At 73.3% G+C, this 20139-nt stretch carries 22 protein-coding genes and 1 tRNA gene; 11 read left to right on the top strand and 12 right to left on the bottom strand.

The features are described from left to right. Positions 1–12: 12 nt before the first annotated feature. From IE305_RS06885 to IE305_RS06870, 4 genes are all read right to left on the bottom strand, one after another. Complete coding sequence (locus IE305_RS06885; protein ID WP_190128536.1) at positions 13–1023, bottom strand: LLM class F420-dependent oxidoreductase; 1011 nt, start codon at positions 1021–1023, stop codon at positions 13–15. A gap of 120 nt (positions 1024–1143) precedes the next feature. Next, positions 1144–2043: a DUF5336 domain-containing protein gene (locus tag IE305_RS06880; RefSeq protein WP_190128535.1), complete on the bottom strand. Its 900-nt coding sequence runs from the start codon at positions 2041–2043 to the stop codon at positions 1144–1146. Positions 2044–2273: 230 nt separating this feature from the next. Continuing rightward, positions 2274–3227 (bottom strand): N-acetylmuramoyl-L-alanine amidase, encoded by a 954-nt coding sequence (locus IE305_RS06875; RefSeq protein WP_229890670.1) that lies wholly within the window; start codon positions 3225–3227, stop codon positions 2274–2276. A gap of 22 nt (positions 3228–3249) precedes the next feature. Beyond that, positions 3250–3888 carry a class I SAM-dependent methyltransferase gene (locus tag IE305_RS06870; protein ID WP_190128534.1) on the bottom strand — a complete coding sequence of 213 codons (639 nt, stop codon included), beginning with the start codon at positions 3886–3888 and terminating at the stop codon, positions 3250–3252. A gap of 153 nt (positions 3889–4041) precedes the next feature. Here IE305_RS06870 and IE305_RS32865 point away from each other — a divergent pair, with 153 nt between their 5' ends. Together IE305_RS32865 and IE305_RS32860 are read left to right on the top strand one after the other, a co-directional pair. Continuing rightward, positions 4042–4467 carry a hypothetical protein gene (locus tag IE305_RS32865; protein WP_229890669.1) on the top strand — a complete coding sequence of 142 codons (426 nt, stop codon included), beginning with the start codon at positions 4042–4044 and terminating at the stop codon, positions 4465–4467. Then, positions 4464–4775: a transcriptional regulator gene (locus IE305_RS32860; RefSeq protein ID WP_229890668.1), complete on the top strand. Its 312-nt coding sequence runs from the start codon at positions 4464–4466 to the stop codon at positions 4773–4775. Before IE305_RS32865 ends, IE305_RS32860 begins: the two co-directional genes overlap by 4 nt. 24 nt (positions 4776–4799) lie before the next feature. On the opposite strand, the gene IE305_RS06860 is transcribed toward IE305_RS32860, so the two are convergent. Beyond that, positions 4800–5372 (bottom strand): response regulator transcription factor, encoded by a 573-nt coding sequence (locus IE305_RS06860; protein WP_229890727.1) that lies wholly within the window; start codon positions 5370–5372, stop codon positions 4800–4802. A 38-nt stretch (positions 5373–5410) separates the two neighbouring features. After that, positions 5411–6595, bottom strand: coding sequence for a sensor histidine kinase (locus tag IE305_RS06855; protein WP_229890667.1), 1185 nt, complete (start codon positions 6593–6595; stop codon positions 5411–5413). A 189-nt stretch (positions 6596–6784) separates the two neighbouring features. Between IE305_RS06855 and IE305_RS06850 the strand changes: the two genes are divergently transcribed. The 3 genes from IE305_RS06850 to IE305_RS06840 are packed head-to-tail and all read left to right on the top strand — an operon-like array spanning position 6785 to position 9852. Next, entirely contained in the window at positions 6785–7678 is an 894-nt protein-coding gene (locus IE305_RS06850) for a MaoC/PaaZ C-terminal domain-containing protein (RefSeq protein WP_190128531.1), read from the top strand. Positions 7679–7732: 54 nt separating this feature from the next. Next, complete coding sequence (locus tag IE305_RS06845) at positions 7733–8809, top strand: zinc-binding dehydrogenase (protein ID WP_190128530.1); 1077 nt, start codon at positions 7733–7735, stop codon at positions 8807–8809. After that, entirely contained in the window at positions 8806–9852 is a 1047-nt protein-coding gene (locus IE305_RS06840; protein ID WP_190128529.1) for an SDR family NAD(P)-dependent oxidoreductase, read from the top strand. Before IE305_RS06845 ends, IE305_RS06840 begins: the two co-directional genes overlap by 4 nt. A gap of 218 nt (positions 9853–10070) precedes the next feature. On the opposite strand, the gene IE305_RS06835 is transcribed toward IE305_RS06840, so the two are convergent. After that, entirely contained in the window at positions 10071–11258 is a 1188-nt protein-coding gene (locus IE305_RS06835) for a hypothetical protein (protein ID WP_373311530.1), read from the bottom strand. Positions 11259–11482: 224 nt separating this feature from the next. On the opposite strand from IE305_RS06835, the gene IE305_RS06830 reads away from it, so the two are divergent. The 3 genes from IE305_RS06830 to IE305_RS06820 all read left to right on the top strand — a co-directional run bounded on the left by IE305_RS06830 (position 11483) and on the right by IE305_RS06820 (position 14444). Further along, a complete protein-coding gene (locus IE305_RS06830; RefSeq protein WP_190128528.1) occupies positions 11483–12337 on the top strand; it encodes a Nif3-like dinuclear metal center hexameric protein in 855 nt (284 codons plus the stop codon). Positions 12338–12485: 148 nt separating this feature from the next. Continuing rightward, entirely contained in the window at positions 12486–13229 is a 744-nt protein-coding gene (locus IE305_RS06825; RefSeq protein WP_190128968.1) for a zinc ribbon domain-containing protein, read from the top strand. Positions 13230–13241: 12 nt separating this feature from the next. Further along, complete coding sequence (locus tag IE305_RS06820; RefSeq protein WP_190128527.1) at positions 13242–14444, top strand: bifunctional RNase H/acid phosphatase; 1203 nt, start codon at positions 13242–13244, stop codon at positions 14442–14444. Here IE305_RS06820 and IE305_RS32855 read toward each other — a convergent pair. After that, positions 14387–14779 (bottom strand): hypothetical protein, encoded by a 393-nt coding sequence (locus tag IE305_RS32855; protein ID WP_229890666.1) that lies wholly within the window; start codon positions 14777–14779, stop codon positions 14387–14389. The genes IE305_RS06820 and IE305_RS32855 overlap by 58 nt on opposite strands. Before the next feature lie 49 nt (positions 14780–14828). Further along, positions 14829–15176, bottom strand: a complete 348-nt coding sequence (locus tag IE305_RS06810; RefSeq protein WP_190128526.1) for a hypothetical protein — start codon at positions 15174–15176, stop codon at positions 14829–14831. 148 nt (positions 15177–15324) lie between these two features. Here IE305_RS06810 and IE305_RS06805 point away from each other — a divergent pair, with 148 nt between their 5' ends. Together IE305_RS06805 and IE305_RS32850 are read left to right on the top strand one after the other, a co-directional pair. Then, a complete protein-coding gene (locus IE305_RS06805; RefSeq protein ID WP_229890665.1) occupies positions 15325–16317 on the top strand; it encodes a helix-turn-helix domain-containing protein in 993 nt (330 codons plus the stop codon). Continuing rightward, a complete protein-coding gene (locus IE305_RS32850) occupies positions 16268–16402 on the top strand; it encodes a DUF397 domain-containing protein (RefSeq protein ID WP_229890664.1) in 135 nt (44 codons plus the stop codon). The genes IE305_RS06805 and IE305_RS32850 overlap by 50 nt, the downstream gene beginning before the upstream one ends. Here the strand turns inward: IE305_RS32850 and IE305_RS06795 are convergent. Beyond that, positions 16399–16704 (bottom strand): hypothetical protein, encoded by a 306-nt coding sequence (locus IE305_RS06795; RefSeq protein WP_190128524.1) that lies wholly within the window; start codon positions 16702–16704, stop codon positions 16399–16401. The genes IE305_RS32850 and IE305_RS06795 overlap by 4 nt on opposite strands. A gap of 62 nt (positions 16705–16766) precedes the next feature. Here IE305_RS06795 and IE305_RS06790 point away from each other — a divergent pair, with 62 nt between their 5' ends. Next, the gene (locus IE305_RS06790; RefSeq protein ID WP_190128523.1) at positions 16767–19076 is read left to right on the top strand and encodes an NACHT domain-containing protein; all 2310 of its coding nucleotides are present in this window, start codon (positions 16767–16769) and stop codon (positions 19074–19076) included. A 43-nt stretch (positions 19077–19119) separates the two neighbouring features. Here the strand turns inward: IE305_RS06790 and IE305_RS06785 are convergent. Together IE305_RS06785 and yaaA are read right to left on the bottom strand one after the other, a co-directional pair. Then, positions 19120–19192: transfer RNA gene (locus IE305_RS06785), tRNA-Ala, on the bottom strand. Positions 19193–19313: 121 nt separating this feature from the next. Further along, on the bottom strand, positions 19314–20111 hold the full coding sequence (gene yaaA / locus IE305_RS06780; RefSeq protein ID WP_190128522.1) for a peroxide stress protein YaaA: 798 nt from the start codon (positions 20109–20111) through the stop codon (positions 19314–19316). Positions 20112–20139 lie beyond the last annotated feature (28 nt).

The raw sequence follows: 20139 nt of genomic DNA, 5'->3' as shown, positions 1-20139 counted from the left end.
TGCCGGTACGGGTCAGTTGAGGTCTGCGAGCAGCCGTAGCGTGGCGGGGTCCGGGGCGGTGACCAGCAGGTCGGTGACGGGCCCCGCGCGCCACAGCTCCAGGCGTGCGGCGATGCGGGCGCGGGGGCCGACGAGCGAGATCTCGTCGGCGAACGCGTCGGGCACGGCCGCCACGGCGTCCTCCCTCCGGCCGGCGAGGAAGAGCTCCTGGACGCGGCGGGCCTCCCGGGAGTAGCCCATGCGGGCCATCAGGTCGGCGTGGAAGTTGCGGGTGCGGTGACCCATGCCGCCGACGTAGTGGGCGAGCATGGCCTTGACCGGGCGCAGCCCCTCCGCCACGTTCCGGCACAGCCGGGCCCGGGCCAGGGGGGCCACGAGGAAGCCGTCGGGCGCTTCGGCCAGGGCCTCGGCGTAGAGAGCGGTGCGGTGCGGGGACCAGTAGAGCGGTAGCCAGCCGTCGGCGATGCGGACGGTCTGGGCGATGTTGCGGGGGCCCTCGGCGCCCAGCAGGACGGGCAGCCCGGGCCGGAGGGGGTGGGTGACGGACCGCAGGGGACGGCCGAGGCCGGTGGCGTCCGGCCCGTCGTACGGCAGCGGGTGGAAGCGGCCCTCCAGCGTCACCGGCGCTTCCCGGCGCAGCACCTGCCGGACCACGTCGACGTACTCGCGGGTGGCGGTCAGCGGGCTGGAGGGGAAGGGGCGGCCGTACCAGCCCTCCACCACCTGGGGGCCCGACAGGCCGAGCCCCAGCAGCATCCGGCCGCCGGAGAGGTGGTCCAGGGTGAGGGCGTGCATGGCGGTGGCGGTGGGGGAGCGGGCCGCCATCTGGGCGACGGCGGTGCCCAGGCGGATGCGGCGGGTGTGGGCGGCGAGCCAGGCCAGCGGGGTGAAGGCGTCCGAGCCCCAGGCCTCGGCGGTCCACACGGAGTGGTAGCCCAGGCGTTCGGCCTCCTGGGCGAGGGAGAGGTGGTGCTGGTGGCCGGGGTGCCGGCCCCAGTAGCCGAGGGCGAGACCGAGCCGCACGACGAAACCCCACCTTCTGACGAGCCGTCAGGTCGGGACTTGGGGGACGCGGGGACTGTAGACGACGGCGGCCCGCCGGGGAAGAACCCCGGCGGGCCGTCAGGAAGGGAGGAGAAGGGATCAGCCGCGCTGGATGCCCGTGGTGTCCTGGAGCACACCGCGACGGCCGTCCTGCGTCTGGGCGACGAGGGCCGGACCGCGCTGGTCCACGGCGAGGTACCAGGTGCCGGGCGCGAGCTCGGCGATCGGGGTCGGGGAACCGTCCTCCGGGTACAGCGGCCGGTTGACCGGCACGGCGAACCAGAACGGGGCGAAGTCGCCGCCGGACGGCTGCTGGGCACCGCCCGCGGCGGGCTGCTGCTGGCCGCCCTGCGAGGCGTCGGCGCCGGGCTGCGGCTGCTGCACCTGCGTCGGCTGGCCGGCCGCCGGGCCCTGCGCCGGGCCGGCCTGGGCACCGTACGGCTGCGGGGCCGGGGCGCCGTAGGGCGACTGGCCGGGCTGCATGCCGCCGGGGCCCGGGTAGCCGTAGCCCTGGCCCGGGGCCATGCCGTACGGCGCCGGGGCCGGCTGCGGGGCGCCGACCAGCGCCGCCTTGAGGGCGGGGGTGCGCGGCGTCAGCACGATGGTCGCGGCGAGCACGAGGTTGGCGATGAGGCCGAGGATCTGGCCGACGCCGGGGGAGACGCGCTCGGAGTCCGGGCCACCGAAGATCGTCCACAGCGACGACCAGGCGGCGAACACGCCGATGGCCATGGCCCACTGCTCCAGCGAGAGACCGGCCACCTTGCGGCCCTCGGGCTGGAAGCGGGCGACAACGACGAGAGCCGCGGCGGCGATTCCCGCGAGGAAGATCGACGGCAGCACGGGGAAGAGTTCCGGCTTCCAGCCGTTGGGCGCCTTGGGGCAGACCGGCGCCTGACCGCAGTCATAGGAATAGAAGCCGAGGAACGAGGCGATGAACAGCAACACCGCTGCTCCGATCACCACGCCGTCGCCTCGAGTGAGGGAGCGGATGTTCACCTGAAATCCTTTGTCAGTGCTGTCGGTATTCGTCGTCGTTCATCCGGCGGCGGGAGCGGGCCGGCCGGCCTGTCCTGGTCGCCGGGGCGCGAGGGCGCGGGGGTGGCGGTCACCCATCGTACGGGGAAGCACCCGCGCGTTCCGCCCTGGGCGCCCTCTTCGTATCACCCTCGTGACACGCCCGTGGCCTGCTGGTACTTACCGCGGGACGGCCCCTTCCGTCCAGCGCATTACCCACGCAGGAAGTCGGTGATGCCGTCCGCGATCCCTTGCGCCGCCTTCTCGCGCCATGCCGCGTCCGTGAGCAACGCGGCGTCCTGCGGGTCGCGCATATTGCCGCATTCGATGAAAACCTTGGGAATCGTCGACAGATTGAGCCCGCCGAGGTCACTGCGGGTGTCCAGACCGGTACCGCCGCCGATGTAATTCGAGGGCGCGCTGCCGGTGACGCGGACGAAGTTGCCGGCGATGCGGGCGCCGAGCTCCTTCGACGGGCCCACGATGGCGGAGGTGTCCGCCCGCCCGGCGTGCACGGCGGCGGGGAGGATGACGTGGAAGCCGCGGTGGCCCACGTCCGAGCCGTCGGCGTGGATGGAGACGGCGGCGTCGCCGTGCGCCTTGTTGCCGATGTCGGCGCGCTCCGTCACGCACGGCCCGTACGGCCGGTCGCCGTCGTGGGTGAGGACGACGCGGGCGCCGCGCGACTGCAGGACGGCGCGCAGCCGGTGGGCCACGTCGAGGCTGAAGGTGGCCTCGGCGTAGCCGGAGTTCGTCTCGGTGCCGGTGGTGTCGCATTCCTTGCGGCCGGTGCCGATGTCGACCTGACGGTTGATCTCGGCGGCGTGCTCGTTGTTGTGCGTGTTGTGACCGGGGTCGACGACGACCACCTTGCCCTTGAGGGGCCCGTCGGCGGCCGGCTCCACGGCGGGCGTGTCCGCGGCCGTGCTCGGGGCCGTGCTTGGGGCCGGGGCCGCGGTGCTGGGGGCCGGGGGTGCGCTCGGAGAGGGCGGCGCGGCCTCACTCGCCTTCGGCGACGGCGAGGCGGTGGCTGCCGCCGGGCGGGCGGGCGCTGCCTGTTCGGCCGGATCGGCCGAACAGGCGGCCGATCCGGCCGTCAGGAACAGGGCGGCCGCCCCGGCGGCTATGAGCCGGGGCACACGGGTGCTGCTGCCGGTGGGGGACACCCCGTGATGCTAGCGCCGGGCCTCAGACGCCGTGACCGGTACGGCGGAGTACGCGCAGGGAGCGCGTCACCGAGATTTCGGTGAACGCGCCGGACGCGAGGGCCCGGCGGTACACGCGGTACGGGGCCTGGCCGCCGTCGGCCGGGTCGGGGAAGACGTCGTGGACGACGAGCAGCCCGCCGGGGGCCACGTGCGGCGCCCACCCCTCGTAGTCGGCGGTGGCGTGCTCGTCGGTGTGCCCGCCGTCGATGAACACGAGCCCCAGCGGCGCGTTCCACAACGCCGCCACCTGCGGCGACCGGCCGACGACGGCCACGACGTGCTCCTCCAGCCCGGCGGCGTGCAGCGTGCGGCGGAACGCGGGCAGCGTGTCCATGCGGCCCACCTCGGGATCCACCAGCGACGCGTCGTGGTACTCCCACCCGGGCTGCTGCTCCTCGCTGCCACGATGGTGGTCGACGGTCACCACCACACCCCCGGCCTCCCGCGCGGCCCCCGCAAGCAGAATCGTGGACCGCCCGCAGTACGTCCCGACCTCCAGCAACGGCAACCCGGTGGCGGCGGCCTCCTCGGCGGCCTCGTAGAGGGCCAGGCCCTCGTCGACGGGCATGAACCCCTTCGCCGCCTCGAAGGCGGCGAGTATCCCGGGCTTGGGCGGCATGACGGATGTCCCTCCTGGAACGGTGCCTGGAACTGGCCGGCCCCATGCTGCCCCATCACCCGAACGAGCGAGCGGGTGGGTACTTTCCATTTTGGAAAGTCGGTGCCATGCTGGAAAACGCCCGGGGTTCGGGCCGACTTGGGGAGGGGTGTCATGGGGGAACCGGCCGAGGCCGTCGCGTCGTTGGAGGGCGCGGTGCGGATGGAGCGGGCCGTGCGGACGCGCAGCCAGTGGTACGCCATGTATCTGTGGCTGTTCGCCGCCTGGCAGCTGCTGCTCATTCCGATGCTGGTGCTGTGGCGGGGACACGTGCCGGTCGCGGTGAGCATGGCGGGCAACGCCGTGATCGTCGCGGCGCTGTCGCTGTACGCAGCACGTCAGCCCGTCGTACCGCGGCGCATGACCGTGCGGCACCTTTCCGCCATCGGCGGGTGGACGCTCGTCTATGGGCTCACGTTGGTGCTGGCCTTCATAGGCCCCTTCAAGGAGCCGGGCGTCCTTTTTACCGGCGTGGCCGCCATCTGCTGCGCCCTGCCGCCGGCCCTGGTCGCCCTCAACGTTGCGCGGAGCGGTGCGTGACGGGGGAGAAGGCGCACCCGCGGCACCGGCTTGCGCCGTTGCTCGGCTCGCCGGTGCGGCTGTCGGTCGTGGCCGCACTGGCCGCGGCCGACCGAGCCGAGTTCGGGTACGTCCGCGACCTGGTCGAGGTCAGCGACTCGGTGCTGTCCAAGCAGGTGGCCGCCCTGGAGGAGGCCGGCTGGGTCACCGTCGAGAAGGGGCGCGTCGGCCGGCGGCCGCGGACCTGGCTCGCCCTCACCGGCGAGGGGCGCGCCGCCTATGGGCGCCACCTCGACGCGCTGCGCGACATCGCCGGGCCCCTCCGCTGACCGGACGCCGGTTCCGGCGTTCCCTCACAACCACCCGTTCTGGCGCGCAGCGCGGACCGCTTCCATGCGGTTGCGGGTCTGGGTCTTGCCGATGGCTGCCGAGAGGTAGTTGCGGACCGTGGCGGGGGAGAGGTGGACGCGGGTGGCGATGTCGGCGACCGTGGCGCCGTCGACGGCGGCTGCGAGGACGTCGCGTTCGCGTTGGGTCAGCGGGTTGGGGCCCGCGCTCAGGGCGGCCGCGGCGAGGGCCGGGTCGATGACGCGTTCGCCCGCCAGGACGCGGCGGACCGCTGCCGCCAGGTCCTCCACGGGGCCGTCCTTCACCAGGAAGCCGGAGGCCCCGGCCTCCATCGCGCGGCGCAGGTAGCCGGGCCGGCCGAACGTGGTGAGGATCAGCACCCGGCAGTCCGGGAGCTGCTTGCGCAGATCCGCGGCGGCGTCCAGGCCGCTGCGGCCCGGCAGTTCGATGTCGAGCAGCGCCACGTCCGGGCGGACCTCGGCGGCCGTCCGTACGATCTCGTCGCCGTTGCCCACTTGGGCGACGACCTCGATGTCCTCCTCCAGGCCCAGGAGCAGCGCCAGCGCGCCCCGCATCATGCCCTGGTCCTCGGCCAGCAAAAGCCGGATGACGCCGCTCACGCCGCCCGCCCTTCTTCCTCGTCGTCCACCGGGAGTTCCGCCACGAGCCGGAAACCGCGCCGCCCGTCCGGGCCCGACGTCAGGGAGCCGCCTGCCGCCGCCAGCCGTTCGGCCAGGCCCTTCAGCCCCGTACCACCGGGTGCGTCCGTCTCCGGCTCCGAGCCTACGCCGCGCCCGTCGTCCGTGATCTCCAGATGGACGCGGTCGGTCAGGCCGCGCACTTCGATGACGCAGCGTTCGGCGCCGCTGTGCCGCACCACGTTCGTCACCCCCTCGCGCACCACCCATCCCAGCAGCGCCGCCGTCTGGGGCGGCAGCGGCGGGCCGGACTGGCGGATGTCGACGGCGATGCCCGATGCGTCCAGCAGTGAACGCGACCGTTCCAGTTCGGTGGTGAGGCTGCCCTCGCGGTAGCCCGTCACCGCCTCCCGTATTTCCGTCAGCGCCTGGCGGCCCACCGCCTCGATGTCCGCGGCCTGCCCCAGCGCCGCGTCCAGGTTGCGCGGCGCCAGACGGCGCACCGCCTCCGCCTTCACCACGATGACGGACATCGTGTGCCCCAGCAGGTCGTGCAGGTCGCGCGAGAACCGCAGCCGTTCCCGTTCCACCGCCGCGTGCGCCAGCTGCTCGCGTGTCGCGCGCAGCGTCGCCACCGTCTCCACGAGGTTGAGGACCGCGGCCGCCACCATGCCCGACAGGCCCGTCCCCCAGGCGATGGTCACCGAGTCCTGCGGGGTGTCGTGGAGGTTCGACAGCATGCCCACGGAGGTGCCCAGCAAGCCCAGCACCAGCGCCAGCTGCCGGCGTCGCCGGCGCAGCACCACGCCGGCCGCCAGCGACAGCAGCGGGAAGCACAGCAGCCAGTCGCCGCCGTACCCCACCCCCAGCCCGTACGTCACTGCCGCCAGCCCCGCCAGGGGCAGCATTGGTTGCCGCGTGTGCAGCCGCTCTTCGTCCAGCCCCCACGTCACCGTGAGGAAGTACAGGCCGAGGAAGGCCACCAGGCCCGCGCCGCCCAGCCAGGGCAGCGGCACCTTCCCCTGGCACAGGGCCACCACGTCCGCGATCAGGATGGACGGCCACGGCAGGAACGTCCGGACCGTCACCGGGGTCAGCGGTGTCATCTCCTCGATGTCCGCCGTCCCGTCCCCCGCGCTGCTGCCGCCCTTGCGTCCCCTCATGTCCCCGACCTTACGGACACCCCCTCCCACCTGCGGAGAGGGAAATGTCCCCGGTGGGCAGTGACATTTGTCCCGGCGCCCACCCCGTCGCCCACCGCTCGCGCGTGCGTCTTCCCACGCCCCACCCGATCGGCTATACAGAAAGGCCCGGTAACTGGAACGCGTTCTCGTAAGGAGACACGCAGCGTCATGCCCATCGACCCCGCCCGGGCCACCGCCGCCGCACCGCGCACGGACCGCCTCGCCTGGGACCACAAGGACGTCATCCTCTACCACCTGGGCATCGGCGCCGGCGTCCCCGCCACCGACCCCGGCGAACTGCGCTACGTGCTGGAGAGCCGGCTGCACGTCCTGCCGTCGTTCGCCACCGTCGCCGGCGGGTCCATGGCCATGGCCGGCGGCCTGGCCACCCCCGGCATCGACGTCGACCTGTCCGCCGTCCTCCACGGCGGGCAGACCGTCACCCTCCACCGCCCCCTGCCCGTCACGTCCGCCCCCGGCACCACCCGCACCTCACGCGTGGCCGCCGTGTACGACAAGGGCAAGGCCGCCGTCATCGCCCTGCGCGCCGACGTCGCGGACGACGACGGACCGCTGTGGAGCAGCGTCAGCGACATCTACGTCAAGGGCGAGGGCGGCTTCGGCGGCGACCGCGGCCCCTCCGCCGCCCGCCTCGACGTGCCCGCGACCCCGCCCGACGCGACTGCCGACCGTGCAATCCGCCCCGACCAGGCCCTGCTCTACCGCCTGTCCGGCGACTGGAACCCGCTGCACGCCGACCCCGACTTCGCCAAGGTCGCCGGCTTCGACCGGCCCATCCTGCACGGCCTGTGCTCGTACGGCATCGTGCTCAAGGCCGTCGTGGACACACTGCTGGACGGCGACGTCACGCGCGTCCGCTCGTACACCACCCGCTTCACCGGCGTCGTCTTCCCCGGCGAGACGCTGCGCATCCGGATGTGGCACGGAACGCCCGGCACTGAACGCGGCCCCGGCCGCATCCAGGTGACCGCCACGGCCGTCGAGCGCGACGACGCCCCGGTGCTGGCCGACACCGTCGTCACCGTCGCCGAACCCATCTGAAAGCCGCCCACCTGAAAGCGCCATCTGAAAGCCGCCCGCCCGGAAGGAGCCCCCATGCGCGCCGCCGTACAGCACCGGAAAGGCGGGGACCGGCTGGAGGTCCTCGACGACGTCGAGGCCGTCGGCTTCGGCCCCGGCAAGGTACGGATCCGTATCCGCGCCGCGGGCCTGTGCCACTCGGACCTGTCGGCGATGTCCGGCGTCCTGCCGCAGCACGTGCCGTTCGTCCCCGGCCACGAGGGCGCGGGCGAGGTCCTGGACGTCGGTGACGGCGTCACGCACGTCCGGCCCGGCGACCGGGTCCTCGTCCGCTGGCTGCCCGGGTGCGGGGTCTGTGCGCCGTGCAAGCGCGGCGAGAGCCGTTTCTGCCTCGCCGGGCTCATCGCCGGCGCCGAGCCCAACTTCCGCCGCGGCGACACCGACCTGCACGGCTTCGCCGGCACCGGCACCTTCGCCGAGGAGCTGGTCGTGGGCGCCGACTGCGCCCACCCCATCCCCGACGACCTGCCCTACGAGATCGCCTCGCTCATCGCGTGCGGCGTGACGACGGGCATCGGCGCCGTGCTCAACACGGCCCGCGTCGAGCCGGGTTCGTCGGTCGCCGTCATCGGCTGCGGTGGCGTCGGCGTCAGCGTCGTGCAGGGCGCGCGGGTGGCCGGCGCGGCGCAGATCGTCGCCGTCGACCCCGTGGAGTCCCGGCGCGAGGCCGCCCTGCGGCTCGGCGCGACCGAGGCGGTCGCCCCGGAGGGCCTCACCGACGCGGTCTCCCGCGCCACCGGCGGCGAGGGCTTCGACTACGTCTTCGAGGTGGTCGGCAAGTCCGCCACGGCCCGCACCGCGTACGACGCCACCCGGCGCGGCGGCACGCTGTGCGTGGTGGGCGCGGGCTCGGTGGAGGACCACTTCCGGCTGAGCATGTTCGAGCTGTTCTTCCACGAGAAGAAGATCCTTCCGTCGCTGTACGGCGGCGGGGACGTGGGCCGTTCGTACGAGCGCGTGATCGCGCTGTGGCGGGCCGGCCGGGTGGACCTGGAGGGCCTGATCACCCATCGGGTGCCGCTCGCCCGCGTCAACGACGCGATCGAGCAGATGCGCACCGGCGAGGCCCTCCGTACGTGGATCACGCTGTGACCCCGTCCCTGGACGGCCGGGTCGCGGTGGTGACGGGCGCCGGCCGGGGCCTCGGTCGCGCCGAGGCGCTGGAGCTGGCCTGCCACGGTGCCGCGGTCGTCGTCAACGACTACGGCGTCCCGGCGCGGGACGGCAGCGGCGCGCCGTCGCCCGGCCCCGCCGAGGAGGTGGCCGCGGAGATACGGGCGGCGGGCGGCCGGGCCGTCGCCCACTGCGGCGACGTCGCAGACCTCGCCCAGGCACGCGAGCTGGTGCGGCTGGCCGTCGGCACGTTCGGCGCGCTGGACGTGTTGGTGAACAACGCGGGCATCCTCCGCGACCGCATGGTCTTCTCCATGTCGGAGGAGGAGTGGGACGCGGTCGTCCGCGTGCACCTGAAGGGTCACTTCGCGACGGTGCGGTACGCGGCGGAGTACTGGCGGACGCGGGCCAAGGCCGACCCGGCGGCCGCGTACGGGCGGCTCGTCACCACGTCCTCGGAGGCGTTCCTCGCCGGCTCGCCCGGCCAGCCGAACTACGCGGCGGCCAAGGGCGGCATCGTGGGGCTGACCATGTCGTGCGCGCACGCGCTGCGGAAGTACGGCGTGACGGCCAACGTCATCTGCCCCCGGGCCCGCACCCGGATGACCGAGGACGTCTTCGCCCCGGCGGACCGCGCGGACCGCCCGTCCGGCGACGGCCTCCCGTCCGGCAACGAGCGCCCGGCCGGCGACGGCCTTCCGGCTCACGACGACCTTCCGGCCGGCGACGACCATCCGGCCGGCGACGGCCTCCCGGCCTACGACGACCTCGCCCCCGAGCACGTGTCACCGCTGGTGGCATACCTGGCGGGGCCGGGGGCCGGGGGCGTGACGGGTCAGGTGTTCGTGGTGCACGGCGGGATGGTGGCGGTGCTGGAACGCCCGCGCGTGGCGGCGAAGTTCGACGCGAAGGGCGACCGCTTCACGGTCGCCGAACTGGACGACGCCCTCGGCTCCTACTTCGCGGCACGGCCGGAGGGTTTCGCCGCGCCGGAGGTCCTCCGGCTGCGGCGAGGCGAATGAGGCCGGTTAACCCCGGCCGGGGGTCAGTTCCCCTCCGTACGGCGGTGCTTGCCGTGCACGGGGCCCTGCTTCTCGTCCCCCGAGGCATGGCCCCGGTGCTTACCGGTACCTGCCGGCGCCTGCTCGGTCGTGTTCGTTCGGGCGTCGGACATGCGAAAAAGTCACTCCGTCAGATCGTGGCTCCGCTTGGGCGGCCACCGAGTCTAACGACGCCGTGATCATGAAGCCACTCCCGCCGTCCGCGCGCACGGCGCCTGCTGCAACGGCACCGGCCGCGGCACCGGCACCTCCACGGCCCCGACGACCTCCCCGGTCACGACCTTCGCAGGCACCGCCTCCGCCGACGCCACAGCCGTCGCCGCTGCCTCCTCCTCATCCGGCCGCAGCCGCGCCAGCCCGCACGGCACCGTCGCCGTCACGAACGGCAGCCGCAGCTCCCCGTCCGCCGTCCACAGCCCCGCCCCCGGCAGCCAGCCGGCCGGGCCCTGGAACTGCCGCAGCCGCTTCCGCGCCGCCCGCCACACCCCGACCCAGCTGCTGCCGCCCGCCTCGATGCGGAAGGCGACCGCGCAGTCCTCGGGCGCCAGCCCCTGGCCCGGCTGCGCCGCGAAGGGCGTGACCGTCGCGTCGGGCACCCGCAGGCACTCGGGGAATCGCACGGGGCGGGCCGAGCCGAGCACGCCCCAGCCCACCCGGTCGGTGCCGGGTGCGTCGGACCGTACGAGGAGCAGGCCGCTGTCGGGCTCGGCCAGCAGCAGCCGGTCGTTGCTCTTCTCCGTGATCTGGAGGAGCGGGCTGGTCTCGCCGCCCCGGCCGAGGTCGACGACGACGGCCTTGGTCAGCCCGTCCAGCTCCCGGTCCAGCGCCAGCAGCCGTCCCTGCCGGTCCAGCCAGGCGCCGCCCTCGCACCGGCCGGGGATCGTGGAGAGCAGCTCGGGGCCGTTGCCGCCGCCGTGGACGCGCCACAGCGTGGTGTGGCGCTCGCCCTCCACCAGCGCGTACGCGGAGGTGCCGTCCGGCGCGGGCGGCAGCAGGGTCAGCCGGGGGCACTCGATGGCGCCGAGCGCCATCTCGCCCGTGCCGGGCCCGGCGGGGTAGAGCAGGGAGAGCGCGAACCGCTCGGCCACACGACGGCGGATCAGCACCCGCCCGTCGCTGAGCGGCAGCAGCTGGCTGTCGGGCTCCTCCGGCTGGCTGGCGGGCAGCGACACCGCGTAGGGCTCGGGGCCGTCGAGCGTCCAGCGCTCCGGGAACCAGCCGTCCGTCCCGCGGCCGAGCGCGAGCCACGCCGCGTAGGAACCGTCCACGGTCACCGTGAAGGCCGACCGTCGCATCTCCGTCGGCGGCGCACCGGGGGACGTGGTGAGAGGGGTGCTCTGGGTGCCGTGGGGAGCACAGACCGTCATGAGAAACGTCACCTCCGGCACAGAACGTAGTTATCGTGCTGCCCGGCCGACCGTCCGACGTTCCGCGCTTCACGCGTATGGGTGGCGGTTTCCGGGTTTAGCTGAGAGACGGCGCGTAAGTGTGCTGTTTCGCCGCAGGCCACATGAGTCGGCCGGACCTAAACGGCGGACGGGTGGCTGACCTGGCCCTCTTGACGGGTACGGCGGAACGGTAGCCTTTGCCCGTGCCCGCACTGTCTGAAGTCATCGCCGCTCTGGAGACCCTCTGGCCCCCGCAGCGGGCCGAGCAGTGGGACGCCGTCGGTACGGTCTGCGGCGACCCCGCCGCCCCCGTCACCCGCGTGCTGTTCGCCGTCGACCCCGTCCAGGAGGTCGTCGACGAGGCCGTGACCCTGGGCGCCGACCTGATCGTCGCCCACCACCCGCTCTACCTGCGCGGTACGACGACGGTCTCGGCCGGCACCTTCAAGGGCCGCGTCGTGCACACCCTCATCAAGAACGACATCGCCCTGCACGTCGCGCACACCAACGCCGACAGCGCCGACCCCGGCGTCTCCGACGCCCTCGCCGGCGCCCTCGGCCTGCGCGTCACCGGCCCCCTCGTGCCCGACCCCACCGACCCCTCCGGCCGCCGCGGCCTCGGCCGCGTCTGCGAGCTCGACCCGCCCCTCACGCTCGCCGAGTTCGCCGACCGCGCCGCCCGGCACCTGCCCGCCACCGCCCAGGGCATCCGCGTCGCCGGCGACCCCGGCCGCACCCTCCGCACCGTCGCCGTCTGCGGCGGCTCCGGCGACTCCCTCTTCGACCAGGTACGGGCCGCCGGCGTCGACGCGTACGTCACCGCCGACCTGCGCCACCACCCCGCCTCCGAGGCCCAGCAGCACAGTCCCCTCGCCCTGGTCGACGCCGCCCACTGGGCCACCGAGTGGCCCTGGACCGAGCAGGCCGCCGCCCAGCTCGACGAGATCTCCGACCGCCACGGCTGGGGCCTGCGCACGCACGTCTCGCGCCTGGTCACCGACCCGTGGACCGGCCGCTTCGGCCGCGAGGCCGCGCCCGAGGCCCCCACCGGCGCCTGACCCGGCCGGAAGCCGCCCCCGTGGCCTCTCCACGGCCTGTCCGCCGACCGTGTGAATCTTCAGCACCCCGGCCCCGGGCGGTAGGGTGACCACGGTGACCGCCCCCGCGGCGTCCGCCACCCGCCACCACCGAAACCAGGAGCCTCCACTGAACGCCGCGCCCGCCGACCAGATCCGCCTCCTCGACCTCCAGGCCCTGGACGTGCGTCTCACCCAGCTCGCGCACAAGCGCAAGAGCCTGCCCGAGCACGCCGAGATCCAGACCCTGGAAGGCGACCTCGCCCAGCACCGCGACCTCCTCGTCGCCGCCCAGACCGAGGAGAGCGACACCGCGCGCGAGCAGACCAAGGCCGAACAGGACGTCGACCAGGTCCGCCAGCGCGCCGCCCGCGACCAGCAGCGCCTCGACTCCGGCGCCGGCCTGTCGCCCAAGGACCTGGAGAACCTCCAGCACGAGATCGCCTCCCTCGCCAAGCGCCAGGGTGACCTCGAGGACGTCGTGCTGGAGATCATGGAGCGCCGCGAGGCCGCGCAGGAGCGCGTCCGGGAGCTGACCGGCCGGGTCGCGTCCGTCCAGGCGAAGATCGACGACGCCACCGCGCGCCGCGACGCCGCCATCGCCGGCATCGACGCCGAGGTCGCCACCGTCACCAAGGAGCGCGAGGTCGTCGCCGCCTCCGTCCCCGCCGACCTCCTCAAGCTGTACGACAAGCTCCGCACCCAGCAGGGCGGCGTCGGCGCGGCCCGCCTCTACCAGCGCCGCTGCGAGGGCTGCCAGCTGGAGCTCAACATCACCGAGCTCAACGAGGTGCGGTCCGCCGCCGCCGACGCCGTCGTGCGCTGCGAGAACTGCCGCCGCATCCTCGTCCGCACCCCCGAGTCCGGCCTCTAGGCGGCCCCCGCCATGGCGCACCGCTTCATCGTCGAGGCCGACGGCGGCTCCCGGGGCAACCCCGGCCCCGCCGGCTACGGCGCCGTCGTCCTCGACGCGGCCACCGGCGAAGCCCTCGCCGAGGCCGCCGAGTACATCGGCCGGGCCACGAACAACGTCGCCGAGTACAAGGGCCTCATCGCCGGCCTGGAGGCCGCCCGCGACCTCGACCCCGACGCCACCGTCCGGGTCCGCATGGACTCCAAGCTCGTCGTCGAGCAGATGTCCGGCCGCTGGAAGATCAAGCACCCGGACATGAAGCCCCTGGCCGCCCACGCCCAGACGATCTTCCCGCCCGGCCGCGTCACCTACGAGTGGATCCCGCGCGAGAAGAACAAGCACGCCGACCGCCTCGCCAACGAGGCCATGGACGCCGGCAAGGCCGGCCGCCAGTGGGAGCCCGGCCGCTCCGCCGCCGGCCTCGCCGCCTCCGCCGCCGCGAGCGCCGCCCTCACCGCCGCCCCCTCCGCCACGCGCCTCCCCGCCGTGGCCGAACCGGCCGAGGAGGAGCCCCGCCCCGCCCCCGTCGGCTGGGCCGCCCCCGCCGACCTCGGCACCCCCACCACGTTCGTCCTGCTCCGCCACGGCGAGACCGCCCTCACACCCGAGAAGCGGTTCTCCGGCAGCGGCGGCAGCGACCCCGAGCTCTCCGCGGCCGGCCGCCGCCAGGCCGAATCCGTCGCCGCCGCCCTCGCCGCCCGCGGCACCGTCCAGGCCGTCGTCAGCTCCCCCCTGCGCCGCTGCCGCGAGACCGCCGAAGCCGCGGCCCGCCGCCTCGGCCTGGAGGTCCGCATCGACGAGGGCCTGCGCGAAGCCGACTTCGGCGCCTGGGAGGGCCTCACCTTCACCGAGGTCCGCGAGCGCTACCCCGACGACCTCGACGCCTGGCTCTCCTCCACCAAGGCCGCCCCCACCGGCGGCGGCGAGAGCTTCGCCGCCGTGGCCCGGCGCGTCTCCCTCTCCCGCGACAAGCTCCTCGCCCGGTACGCCGGCCGCACGGTCCTCGTCGTCACCCACGTGACGCCCGTCAAGACCCTCGTACGGCTCGCCCTCGGCGCCCCGCCCGAGTCCCTGTTCCGCATGGAACTCGCCGCGGCCTCGCTCTCCGCCGTCTCCTACTACTCCGACGGCAACGCGTCCCTGCGGCTGCTCAACGACACGTCCCACCTGCGGTAGACATCGCAGGCCGGGCACTCCCACACGTCCGGTGCCCCCAGTGCCGGCGGCGTCATCTCGGCGTCGCACTGCGGGCACCGCAGCGTGATCGGCTCCACGTGCCCGCAGGTCCCGCACACCCACAGCGGCCCCTCGCAGTCGTGCTGCCGCCACGCGGTCCGCCGACAGCGCGCGCAACCGGTCGTCACGATCCCCGCCCCGCGGCTCATGACCGGCGGTTCCGGGGTGCTGTCGGCGTATTCGATGATCTGTGCCCTGATCCGGTCGTCGGTGGTGTTGGCCATCCGGAGCAGGTGCGCGACGCGCGTACGCGCTTCATCAACGAAATCGTTCATGGCGGCAGCAGGTTAGCGCGCGCCGCCGGTCACCCGCGGTCAGGCGCGGTCAGTGTGCCGCCCGAAGGTGACGCCCCATCGCCACGGCCATCGCCCGCGCCGTCGGCGTGTCCTTCTCCCGCAACGCCTGCGCCCGCCGCCGTTTGATCGCCTGGCACTCCTCGCACCGCGTCGTCAGCAACCGCCGCAACCCGGCGATGATCTGCTGCGCCACGTCCACGCGGAGCGGCGGGAACTCCACGTACCCGTTGCCGCTCATCGGCTCGCCGGCCGTGATGTGCAGTGCCCAGCCGTGTTCACGGCAGACCGCCTGGAGTTCGTGCGCCGTCTGCGCGGAGATCCGGCGCAGGTCCGCGTCGGAGGGTGCGGGGGTGGGGGGTGAGGGGATAGCGACCATCGGTTTCCTCGGAGATTCGTCGGGCCGAATCACACCCGTGTGGGTGATCCAACTACCGTTTACGAGGACAGAGTTCCGCACCCGCGCCTACGCTCACAACGCTTTGCACGTGCCATGGGCAAGCTGTCACGGCTGGGGGCGGATGGACGTGAAACGACGCAACGGTGCGAACGGTTCGGCGGACGGCGGGGCCGCGACGACGGCGGCGGTGTTCGGAGAGGTGCTCCGGCACCACCGCGAGTGCGCGGGACTGACGCAGGAGGACTTGGCGGCGAAGATCCCCTGCGACCGGACGCTGGTCACGCGGGTGGAGGCGGGGAAGCGGGTGCCGCAGGAGCGGTTTGTCGCGGTATGCGACCAGCTGCTCGGTACGGGGGACATGTTCACCACCCTCTGGCGGCGGATCGACTGGTATCCGCACACGACCCATCCGGATTGGCTCAAACGGTGGGTCGAGATGGAAGCGAACGCGGAGGCTCTTCGTGCGTACGAGACCGATGTGATGCCGGGGCTGTTGCAGACCGAGGAATATGCGCGCGCACTCATGTCGCAGTTCTTCTCGGGCCGCGAACTGGACGACCGAGTAGCGGCTCGAATGAGCCGGCAGCAAGGCTTCATGAAGGTGGATGGGCCACTCCTGGTCGTGGTGCTGGACGAGAGCGCCATCCGGAACGTCGTCGGCGGCGGCGACGTAATGCGCGACCAGTGTGAGCAGCTGCTGTTGGCCGGCCAGCGGCCGAATATGCGCGTTCAAGTGGCGCCGTTCAACCTGCCGCTGATCAAACCCAAGACCGCGATGTCGCTGATCACCCTGGCGGACGGAGAGCAGTGGTTGTACTCGGAATCGCTGGAGGCCGGGCATTTCATCAACGATCCGGCGCTTATCGCGCGTTACACCAGGATCTATGATGTGCTCCGAGCTGACTGCCTCTCAGCATCCGACTCTGCTGCCTTCATCGGCGATGCAATGGAAGGGTATGGGCGCAATGGTGATATGGCGCAAGAGCACCTACAGCGGGAACGACGCTGGGAACTGTCTGGAAGTCGGGTGGACGAAAAGCAGCTACAGCGGAACCCACGGCGGGGACTGCGTGGAAATCGCCCCCGATATCCCCGCATTCGTCCCCGTGAGGGACAGTAAAAGCGCCCCCCACGGCCCCGCCGTCGTCTTCCCCGCCGCCGCGTGGAGCGCATTCGTCACGGGCGTGAAGGGCGGCGTGCTCTAGTCCTGGCGCTGCACCAGGTCCTCGTCCACCTTCGCCCGGCGTACCACCTGTTCGCCGGGCCCGCCCATCCGTTGCTGCAACGCACGCCCCTCGACATCCTCGAAGTGCTGCCGACGCGCAGACGGCTGCTCGCTCTTGATCAGCCACATCTGCAACGCCACGGCCAGGATGACCAATACGGCCGTCCACACCATCCACACCGGCGACCACTTCGCCGTCAGCACGCTCGTCGCGATGTTCACCGCCGCGGCGAGTACCACCGTCCCGCCGGCCGCCAGCATGCGTTTTCCGGTCAGTGTCATCCCAACTCCCCCTGTGCGCTACGTAACATGACAGGGCCAAGGTTCTACCACGGGGGACGCACGTGGCCAGTAGAAGGCGACAACAGGTCAGCAGGACCACGGTCGGGGGCGACCTGGTCATGGTCATGGACGGCCGGGCCGTCACACGTACCGACAGGGCGGCGCGGCGGCTGCGCCGCGACCTCCTCGTGCGCCTCAACGACGAGGTGGCGCGGCGGCGGTTGGAGAATCCGCAGCCGATTCCCGTGCGGTGGTCGCGGACCGGGCGGCCCGTGCAGTCGCCGGACGACGTGCTGGGGACGGCGGGGCTCGGCAAGGACGGGGACGTCGAGGACGTACCGGCGTTCCTGAAGAGCCTGCCGAAGCGGCAGCTGGTGGTGCTGGGGGCGCCGGGTTCGGGGAAGAGCGTGTGCGCGCTGCTGCTCGCGCGCGAGCTGCTGGACTCGTGGCAGCCGGAGGAACCCGTACCCGTGCTGCTGTCGTTGTCGTCGTGGCGGCCGTCCGTGCCGTTACGTACGTGGCTGGTGCGGCACATCAGGCAGTTGAGCCCGGGGCTGGGGCGAGGGCGGTTGTTCCGCAGGGATGTGGCGCGGCGGCTGTTCGACGAGAGGCGGGTGATGCCGGTTCTGGACGGCCTGGACGAGTTGCCGGAGCCGTTGCACCGGCGGGCGGTCGAGGCGATCGAGGCGCTGGGGGCGAAGCGCGTTCCCTTGTTGCTGACGTGCCGGGCCACCGAGTACGAGAAGGTGGGGGACTACCTGACCAAGGCCGCCGTGGTGGAGCTGGAGCCCGTCGCGACGGGGGACGCGGTCACGTATTTGCGGGGGGCGTCCGCGGACCGGGGCGAGCGCTGGGGCACGGTCTTCGCCGCGCTGCGGAAGCGGCCGCGGTCGCCGCTGGGCCGGACGCTGTCCACCCCGCTGATGCTGCACATGGCGGCGACGGCGTACCGGGCCGGGTCGACGGACCCCGGGGAGCTGCTGCGGGGCGAGGAGTTCCGTACGCGGGCGGGGATCGAGGCGCACCTGCTGGCGCGGTACCTGCCGACGCTGTACGCGGAGTCGTCGGAGACGGCGTACGGGGCCGACGAGGCTCAGCGGTATCTGGCGTTCGTGGCGCGGCGGATGCATGGGGACGGGACGTCGGACTTCGCGTGGTGGCAGGTGAGTTCGGGGGTCGCCGGGCTGCTGGTGGGGGTGGCGTACGGCGCCGTGTGGGGCTGGTTCTTCTACCTGCTGTTCGGCACGCTCGTCGGGGTGATGGCGGGGGTGATCGCCGGCGGGTGCGGGATCTGGGCGTACGCCATGGTGAGGGGCGAGCGGCGGCAGGTGTACATCGCCAAGGACGCGCTGCACGGGCCGCGGGCGCTGCTGTTCCGGTACGCGGGGGTGGGCGTGCTGGCGATGCTGGTCACGGCGGCGCTGGCGGGTGGGGGGATGAGCTGGTGGCTGCGGGCCACGTTCCACCTCCCGGTGCCCGAGGTGATGCCGTACGCGCTGCTGATGGGCGCGGGGATGGGGCTGGCGGCGCTGCTGGGGTCGGCGTGGGGCTCGTTCCAGGTGTCGCGGACGTGGCTGTGGATGACGGGGAGGCTGCCGTGGCGGCTGATGAAGTTCCTCGACGATGCGCACCACGTGGGGGTGCTGCGGCAGACGGGGGCGGTCTACCAGTTCCAGCATGTGCGGCTGCAGGAGCAGCTGAGCGGTGAGGCGGGGGAGCCGGGGCCTTCCGAATGGTCGCGGCGCAAGGCGATCTCGGTCCTGGACGTGGAGTGGCCGTGGCGTTCGAAGTGGCTGCTGCCGCTGGTGCCGACGGCGGCGCAGTTCGGCTTCGCGCTGGGCGGACTGACGGTGGTCGCCATGATCAATTACCTGGCAACCAGCAGTGTGACGCTGCTGTACCGCTCGGGCGCGAAGCCGGCCGAGAGCGCTCTCGTGTACTGCACGGGCGGGGGCGGGAACCCGGCGCAGGACCAGTCGTGCACGTCCATCCCGGTCCTCACCTGGACGGTGCGGGGGCGGCCGGCCGAGGCGGCGGTCCTGCGGGCGGCGAAGAGCGACGTGTCGGCGTCGGTGGCCGGTGTCGGCGGGTCGCTGAAGGCGGAGGGCTGCGCGAAGGCGGTGGTCCGGGCCGAGTGGAGCGTCGGGGGGCGGGTGCTGCGGTCCGTGGTGCTCAAGAACGGCGAGGACCTGTCGGAGGAGCGCATGAGGGTGCCGCACGCGGTGCCGTACGAGGGGGAACCGGTGTCGCTCGCGCTGCGGCGGGTCGACGGGGAGACGTGCGACGTGAAGGTCGCGTGGACCAACCCGGGGCTGGTGACGGACATCTACCGGCACGCGAGGGCACGGTTCGGGGAGCCGGCCCAGGGGTGAAAACGCCCGGTGGGCCCCCTCGCGGGGGCCCACCGGGCGACTGTGGAGCTAAGGAGAATTGAACTCCTGACCTCCTGCATGCCATGCAGGCGCTCTACCAACTGAGCTATAGCCCCGTGTGCTGTTGTGTGCCGCTCCGGCCCGGTTCCCGTGCCCGGCGACACGCACACGTTACACGGTTACGGTCCTCGTTCGCCAATCCGAATGGGGGAGGGGCGGGGGCGGGGGCCAGGGTGCTCAGAGCTCCGTGACGACGACGTCCAGGGCCCAGGGGCGGCCGGGCTTGGCGGGGGCGCCGCCTTCGACGACGTACCCGAGGTCGCGCAGGGCGGTGACGAGCCCGGCGGGGCCGGTGGGGGCGGCGCCCGCCGTCAGCAGATCGCGGACGATGCGGCCCTTGGTGGCCTTGTTGAAGTGGCTGACGACGGAGCGCTTCTCGACGCCGTCGACGGTGCGGGAGTGGAGCACGCGGACGGTGGCGGTGCGGCCGGCGAGCTCGCCCTTGGGCTTCCAGGCGGTGGCGTACGCGGCGGAGCGCAGGTCGAGGACGAGACCGTCGCCGGCGGCCTCGGGCAGGACGGCGGCGAGGGGCTCGCGCCAATAGGCGCCGAGGGCGCCGAGACCGGGCAGCTTGACGCCCATCGAGCAGCGGTAGGAGGGGATGGCGTCGGAGGGGCGGACGGCGCCCCACAGGCCGGAGAAGATCAGCAACGAGCGGTCGGCGGCGCGGCGGGCGGCGGGGGCGAGGGTCGCCAGGCCGAGGGCGTCGTAGAGGACACCGGTGTAGATCTCGGCGGCGGGCCGCGTCAGGGCGGTGCGCAGGGCGGCGTTCTTGGCGATCTCGCCGCGGAGGCCGGGGCTGAGGCCGAGGACGTCGGCGGCCTTGTCGGTGTCGCCCTCGCACAGGGCGACGAGCTCGGAGAGGACGGCCTCGCGGGCGGTGCGCAGGCCCGGCAGGGAGAGGGCGGCGGTGTCGAGCGCGGGCCCCGTGCCCCCGGCGGCCTTCCCCTCGGACGGCGGCAACAGCACGAGCACGGCGGGTCTCCTCAATGGGTGGTGCGAC

This window comes from Streptomyces mashuensis, assembly GCF_014654785.1.
GTDB classification, from domain to species: Bacteria; Actinomycetota; Actinomycetes; order Streptomycetales; family Streptomycetaceae; genus Streptomyces; species Streptomyces mashuensis.
The sequence above is the reverse complement of the archived record's forward strand: the minus strand, read 5'-3'. Positions and strand labels throughout refer to the sequence as shown.